At 48.5% G+C, this 6,807-nt stretch carries 6 protein-coding genes; 4 read left to right on the forward strand and 2 right to left on the reverse strand.

Going from position 1 to position 6,807, the window contains the following annotated elements; all coding sequences use genetic code 11:
- A partial coding sequence (locus EA408_12825; GenBank protein ID TVR69232.1) for a thioredoxin domain-containing protein occupies positions 1 to 803 on the reverse strand: 803 nt, incomplete at its 3' end.
- Between the two features lie 171 nt (positions 804 to 974).
- Here EA408_12825 and EA408_12830 point away from each other — a divergent pair.
- Positions 975 to 1,994 carry a prenyltransferase gene (locus EA408_12830; protein TVR69233.1) on the forward strand — a complete coding sequence of 340 codons (1,020 nt, stop codon included), beginning with the start codon at positions 975 to 977 and terminating at the stop codon, positions 1,992 to 1,994.
- A 45-nt stretch (positions 1,995 to 2,039) separates the two neighbouring features.
- Positions 2,040 to 2,789: a DUF4197 domain-containing protein gene (locus EA408_12835; GenBank protein TVR69234.1), complete on the forward strand. Its 750-nt coding sequence runs from the start codon at positions 2,040 to 2,042 to the stop codon at positions 2,787 to 2,789.
- A gap of 94 nt (positions 2,790 to 2,883) precedes the next feature.
- Here the strand turns inward: EA408_12835 and EA408_12840 are convergent, their stop codons facing one another.
- The gene (locus EA408_12840; protein ID TVR69235.1) at positions 2,884 to 3,444 is read right to left on the reverse strand and encodes an NUDIX hydrolase; all 561 of its coding nucleotides are present in this window, start codon (positions 3,442 to 3,444) and stop codon (positions 2,884 to 2,886) included.
- A 31-nt stretch (positions 3,445 to 3,475) separates the two neighbouring features.
- Here EA408_12840 and EA408_12845 point away from each other — a divergent pair, with 31 nt between their 5' ends.
- On the forward strand, positions 3,476 to 4,537 hold the full coding sequence (locus EA408_12845) for a glycosyltransferase (protein TVR69236.1): 1,062 nt from the start codon (positions 3,476 to 3,478) through the stop codon (positions 4,535 to 4,537).
- Between the two features lie 21 nt (positions 4,538 to 4,558).
- Complete coding sequence (locus EA408_12850) at positions 4,559 to 6,628, forward strand: helicase (GenBank protein ID TVR69237.1); 2,070 nt, start codon at positions 4,559 to 4,561, stop codon at positions 6,626 to 6,628.
- The last annotated feature ends 179 nt before the right edge of the window (positions 6,629 to 6,807 follow it).

The following is a 6,807-nucleotide window of genomic DNA, read 5'->3' on the forward strand; positions in this document are numbered from 1 at the left end:
ATCTTCTCAAAGTGCGGGACCTTCCATTTATCATCGGTCGAGTAGCGCGCGAAACCTCCCCCCGCCTGGTCATAGATACCCCCCATCGCCATCTTCGCCAGGGTCAGCTCCACCTGTTGGAGCGCCTCACTGCTGCCACCGTGGTGCCAGTAATGAAGAAGGAATTCGAGGGTTACGGGCAGAGGGAATTTAGGGGCACGGAGTGTTCCTCCCTCTTCCCTGTCCATGTGATCAAAAACATTGTCATATAATTCTTTTACCTGCCTCTCATCGAAAGAATCAGGCTGGCCAGAAACCTCTATCAATCCTGACGATGAAATGCCCTGCACAAGCCTTTCAGCCTGTTCCTCGAGACTTGTTCTGCGGTTCCTGTAAAGATCTGCTATCTGCAATAAAACACTTTTCCACTGCTCCCGGGTAAAGTACGTCCCTCCCCAGAATGGCCGTGTATCGGGCAGGGCAAAACAGTTAAGCGGCCATCCGCCCTGCCGGGTGAGAAGCTGCACGGCAGTCATGTACATATGGTCGATGTCGGGTCGTTCCTCCCTGTCGACTTTCACGCATACGAAATAGCTGTTCATTATCTCTGCAATCTCCTGGTCTTCAAAACTCTCCCTCTCCATAACGTGGCACCAGTGGCATGACGAATAACCTATGCTTACAAGTATGGGTTTATCTTCGCCGGCAGCCTTTTCAAGGGCCTCCCTGCCCCACGGGTACCAGTCCACCGGGTTTCCTGCGTGCTGTAACAGGTAGGGGCTTGTCTGCCCTTTCAGATGATTTGACTTATTATTGCCTTGCATTGCTTTACCTTTCCTGATTGATTTCCTGAAATGTTAACAAAAGAAATACTTAAATGTTGATGCGACCAGGTACAAAAGGATACCTCTTAAAATGCCGATTATTTTTCAGCACGCGTGAACAACTGCCCTCAATTACTGTTTAAACCCTGAATAAACCAAAATAATACTAAGATGACAACAATACAGATATGGATGAGGGCATTACGCACAATCCCGCGTATTGACCGTGCTGAGTGGGACAATTACGATATCATCTCTCGCTGGCTTGTGGCTACCCGTTCAGCTGTTTTCGTCATGACCGCCATATCGGCTATGATAGGCGGAATTCTTGCATGGAAAGACGGCAATGTGAACTGGGTATTCTTTATGGTGGCGCTGATCGGACTGATCTTCGCACACGCCTCCAATAACCTGATCAATGACCTGGTGGACTATAACAAGGGCATTGATGTCAACAACTACTACCGTTCACAGTACGGCCCACAGCCCCTGGAAAACGGTTTCCTTACCAAACCGGTTTTTTACAGGTACGTAGGTATAACCCTGTCGCTCGCCGTAGCAGCCGGGATCTACCTTGTAATGAATACCGGCCCGCTGACACCGGTACTCGCCTTTTTGGGCCTCTTTTTCCTGTTGTTTTACACCTGGCCTCTCAAGTATATCGGAATGGGCGAGCCTACTGTAATACTTGTGTGGGGACCTCTGATGATAGGCGGAACATACTATGTTGCGGGAGGTTCGGTATGGAGCTGGGAGGTGGCGCTGATCGGACTGATCTATGCCATTGGCCCGACTTCAGTACTTTTCGGAAAACACACCGACAAGCTTAAGGAAGACAAGGCAAAAGGTGTAAATACCCTTCCTGTGATCCTGGGTGAAAGGATTGCAAGGTATGCAAATGTCGGCTTTTGGATATCCCAGTATGTCCTTGTCGGCCTGCTGGTGGTTATGGGAACGGTTAGTCCTGTCATGCTTATCACACTTCTGGCCATACCGAAAATGTTATGGGCGTACCGGGTGTATTCGAAACCCAGGCCGGAATCTGAACCACCTGACCTGGACAGGGGAGTTTGGCCACTTTACCTGTCTGCGCATGCATTCAACTACAACAAGAGTTTTGGGGGACTTTTCCTGCTGGGGCTTATTGCCGACACAATCCTGTTTAAAGTGGGCTGGTACTTTGTCCTCTGATGGCGGATTTGACTATATTTATAAAAAAATTCAAATCCTTATAATATGCGATTGAAGTTTGCACTTATCGTGCTGTTTGCACTTATTATTGCAGGTTGTGCCGAACTGAGGCAGATTGCCGAACAATTTGAATCACCGGGGCCGCTGACAAACCAGGAGGTGGTTGACGGACTGAAGCAGGCGCTAACCATCGGGGCCGACTCTGCCGCCTCAAGGCTTTCGGCAACCGACGGTTACTACCGCGACAAGGCTGTAAGAATTATGCTGCCGCCCGAAGCACAGATAATAACCGAGAACCTGTCGTTAATTCCAGGCGGAGACAAGCTGGTAGAAGACCTCATTCTCCGCATAAACAGGTCGGCCGAGAATGCAGCAAGGGAAGCCGCACCGGTATTTGCTGCAGCAGTGCGCAATATGTCCATACGGGATGGTTTTGCCATCCTGAGAGGCGAAAGTGATGCCGCTACCTCCTACCTCAGGTCGGCTACCTGGGATGAGCTATACGGACTTTACCAGCCGCGTATAAAAAGTTCGGTTGACAGGGCCCTGGTGGGCAATATATCAACAGCAGAGGCCTGGGATGCACTCACAGGGCAGTGGAACAGGGTTGCGAATTCGGCTGTTGGCCGTATGTCAGACCTTAAACCGGTCAATGTGGAACTTGACAGGTACCTTACCGAAAGGGCGCTTGACGGACTTTTCCTTAAGCTGGCAGAACAGGAGGAGATAATACGTACAAACCCGGCAGCAAGGGTAACCGACCTTCTCAGGAGGGTATTCGGACAGCAGGACTAAGCCTGGTATTCGGGTGGCAGAATTAAGCCTGGTACTGGCCGGCTTTATAAAATCATCAGGCAGAAAATCCCGGTTCTTTGGCCGGTGAATAGAATTACTCCGGCATGTAAGGTTCGAAACTGAGGCTCAGGATTAAGGATTTAAGCTTTTCCATTTCGGTGCCTGTAAAAGTCATTTCATTTGCCGGAAGTAAGCCTGAATCTTTAATAATTGCCTGCAGCCTGGTTATGGCTGCTCTCATAACAAGGTCGTGGTCAAATGCCAGTGGCGGGATGTCCTTTACCTTAAACCATCTGGCATCTGCTGCGTCATCGCCTGCAACGGGCTGGTTTTCCGGATTGCGAACCACGGTATAGTAAGCAATGGTAATGACCCTTCCACGGGGATCCCGGTCAACTCCGCTGAATGCTCCCAACTGCTCAAGTTTGCCCCCCTCTATTCCCGTTTCCTCCTTTAGCTCTCTCTCGGCACACTGAAGCGTAGTTTCATCCATATCAAGAAACCCTCCGGGAAAGGTCCATCTGCCTTTGTAAGGTTCCTTGCCCCTTTCAATAAGCAGGATATTAAGATCTTCGCCGTCGAAGCCAAAAATCAGACAATCCCCGCTTACTGCCGGCCTGGGGTAATCGTAGCAGTATTTACCTGAATTAGTCATATGCAAAACCAAACGTTTTCACCTGCAAAAAGTGTATTGCACAAATTATATATTTGCAAAAATAATGAACAGATCCCGATCTTCAATAAATAAGCCTATTGTATCTGTCATCCTGCCCTTTTACCGGCCGGGAAGAAAGCTGGACGATGCAGTCCGCAGCATAACCAGTCAGACTTTCGGGGACTGGGAGTTGATCCTTGTCAATAACAACGCGTGCCCGGTATCTTCATCCATTGCAGAGAAATGGTGTAATGCAGATAACAGGATACGTTTGGAATATGAACCCTTACAATCAGTTGCTGCCGCCATGAATAGGGGGCTTAGCAGTGTGCGTGCAGAATTGGTAGCAAGGATGGATGCAGATGATATCTCCATGCCTGACCGGCTGATGAAACAGGCCGGCTTTCTGTCCGCCAACCCGGAAACCGGCGCGGTCGCGGCGCAGACCATTTTCAGCTCCGTGATCGGCAACAGCCGGGGCTTCTCTTTGTATGTGGAATGGCAGAACAGGATTATCACCCACGAGGAGCATTACCTGGCCAGGTTCGTCGAATCTCCTCTCGCCCAGCCCACTATCATGTTTCGCAAAGAGCTTATAAACCGTTACGGCTATTACAATACGGGTGACCTGCCTGAGGATTATGAGATGTGGCTGAGGTGGTTTGAAAAAGGGGTCAGGTTCTACAAGATCCCTGAGCCCCTTGTTCAATGGAATGACCACGGCGAAAGGCTTACACGGACACACAAGAATTATTCTGCAGAAGCCTTCCTAAAGGTTCGGTATGAGTATCTTGCCAGGTGGATAAATGGAAACGTGGCCCCCGGGAAAAAGATCGTCATCTGCGGAAGCAGCAGGAATATTGCAGGCAAGGCAAAACTGCTATCGAATATGGGAGTTAATATATGGGGATTCACTGATGTCCGCGAGTACACCGGTAAACAGCTCAATTTCATACCTTATGAGGAACTGGAGAGTCCGGAGGAATTCTTTATCCTTAACCTCATCTCAAAAAGGGGCGTAGGAAATGAAATAAAAAAACACTTTGAAAAATCCGGATTTGTTGAAGGCGTAGATCTTCTTCTTGCCGGCTGAATTTAAAACTTTACCACTTCAATGATCAATAAGACAGAGAAAGAGGAAAGAGATTACCTGGAGCAGGTCAAACAAAAGCTGCTGGATGAGATAAACCGCACTGAAGGAAATATTGACGCCCTTTCGGGCAATGTTAAGGATTACAAGGATTATCTGTGGGAGAACCGTGCCGGGATGGACCATGCCGAGAAGGTATCTGTAAGGCAGTCTATCTGGCAGACAGCCCTTACAGGCGAAACGGCAGCATTGAAAAAACGACGCCTTGAAAAGCTGCTTTCCTCACCCTGGTTCGGTCGGATCGATTTTACTGAAGAGGGAAGCAACGAAAAGGTGCCAGTCTACATCGGGGTCCACGCCTTTTTTGATCCAAAATCAAATTCCAATGTGATTTACGACTGGAGAGCACCGGTCTCGGGACTTTTTTACGATTATGAGCTCGGGCAGGCCACATTTAATTCTCCGTCAGGAACAATATCCGGCGAAATACACCTTAAACGGCAGTATCGGATAAGAAACGGCGAGATGGAGTTCATGCTGGAGAGTTCACTCAATATACACGATGAAATACTCCAGCAGGAACTGAGCGGTACCACAGACGAAAAGATGAAGAATATCGTGGCCACGATACAGAGGGACCAGAACAGGATAATACGAAATGAGCACTCCCATGCCCTTGTAATCCAGGGCGTGGCAGGATCGGGGAAGACTTCAATTGCACTTCACAGGATAGCCTATATGCTTTACAAATACCGGGATACTATCACCTCCCGGGACATTCTGATTATCTCTCCAAACAGGGTTTTCTCCGACTATATATCAAACGTGCTGCCCGAACTGGGTGAAGAGAAGATTGAGGAGACCGGCATGGAAGATCTTGCAGCGAAACTGCTGGGCAAAAAATACAGGTTCCGGACATTCATTGACCAGGTGTCAAAGATGATCGAAGGAAAAGACAAGGCATTCATTGAAAGAACACGTTACAAAGCCTCGCACGAACTGACAGGAAAGCTTGACCAGTTCCTGGTTCATGTTGAAAATGAATACTTTGTTCCAAATGATCTGAAAGTTGGCAGATACTATGTACCCTATACCCTGGTTGCCCAAAAATATCTTGCCTTCAGCCGTGTGCCGCTGTTCAAAAGATTTGCTGCAATTGCACAGCAGGTGTCTGAATTCATCGAAAAAACCCATCGCACTGATCTCAGTACGGCTGACATCAGAAAAATTGAGTCGGACATCAGGAATATGCTCAGATACACCAGTCTGCGCGATATTTACAAAAGCTTCTACGACTGGCTTGGCAGGCCGGAATATTTCAGGACAGGAAAAGGGGGACTTGAATGGGCCGACGTATATCCCATGATCTACCTTCAAATAAGGCTTGAAGGCTCAAAAACATTCAACGGGGTTAAGCATCTGCTTGTTGACGAAATGCAGGATTACACGCCTGTTCAGTATTCAGTTCTGGCAAAAATCTTTCCATGCAGAAAAACCATACTGGGCGATGCGGGCCAGTCCGTTACCCCCTGGGGGCCAACCTCGGCAAATGATATCGAAAAGGTATTGGTCAATGCCGACATTGTAAAACTTTTTAAAAGCTACCGGTCAACTGTTGAGATCACCCGCTTCACACAGAATATCTGCCGGAATGACGAACTGGTACCAGTAGAACGGCATGGTGAAAAACCTGCCGTTACCCTGTACAGCAATGAAAGTGAAGAGGTAGCTGCCATAAGTTCCATTATAGCCATATTCAGCAATTCAGGCTACAACTCACTGGGCATAATTTGTAAAACCCAGAAGGAGGCAGACAGGCTCTTTGATATGATAAAGAGCCATCCCCCGGGAGTCTATCTCCTCAATAGCGAAAGCGTGGCTTTTATTACCGGGGCTGTCATTACTGCTGTCCATATGGCTAAAGGTCTTGAATTCGACCAGGTCATAGTACCTTTTGCTACCCGGGGCAACTACCACACTGAAACTGACAGGAAACTGCTGTATATCGCCTGTACACGTGCCATGCACAAGCTGGACGTTACCTGCACCGGCAAATCGTCGGAATTCCTTCAGGCACAAAGCAGGAAGGAATGAAAAAAATATCTCAAACCGGGTAAAGCATGTTACCCGGTATCATCTTCCGGCACTCCCGTTAATTTAAAGCTTCACATAGTTCGACCCGTAGGGATGACGCTGCGGCCTGCTTAACATCGCATTGGCAGCATCATTGTCAATAAACCTCTCCGCCCTGGGGTTCCACCTCAGCTCGCCGG

Source organism: Marinilabiliales bacterium (genome assembly GCA_007695015.1).
Taxonomy (GTDB): domain Bacteria; phylum Bacteroidota; class Bacteroidia; order Bacteroidales; family PUMT01; genus PXAP01.

What these genes read in the sequence shown, in the direction of transcription:
- EA408_12830 (TVR69233.1), top strand. Translation starts at nt 975, where the DNA reads ATGACAACAATACAGATATGGATGAGGGCATTACGCACAATCCCGCGT.
- EA408_12835 (TVR69234.1), top strand. Translation starts at nt 2,040, where the DNA reads ATGCGATTGAAGTTTGCACTTATCGTGCTGTTTGCACTTATTATTGCA.
- EA408_12840 (TVR69235.1), bottom strand. Translation starts at nt 3,444, where the DNA reads ATGACTAATTCAGGTAAATACTGCTACGATTACCCCAGGCCGGCAGTA.
- EA408_12850 (TVR69237.1), top strand. Translation starts at nt 4,559, where the DNA reads ATGATCAATAAGACAGAGAAAGAGGAAAGAGATTACCTGGAGCAGGTC.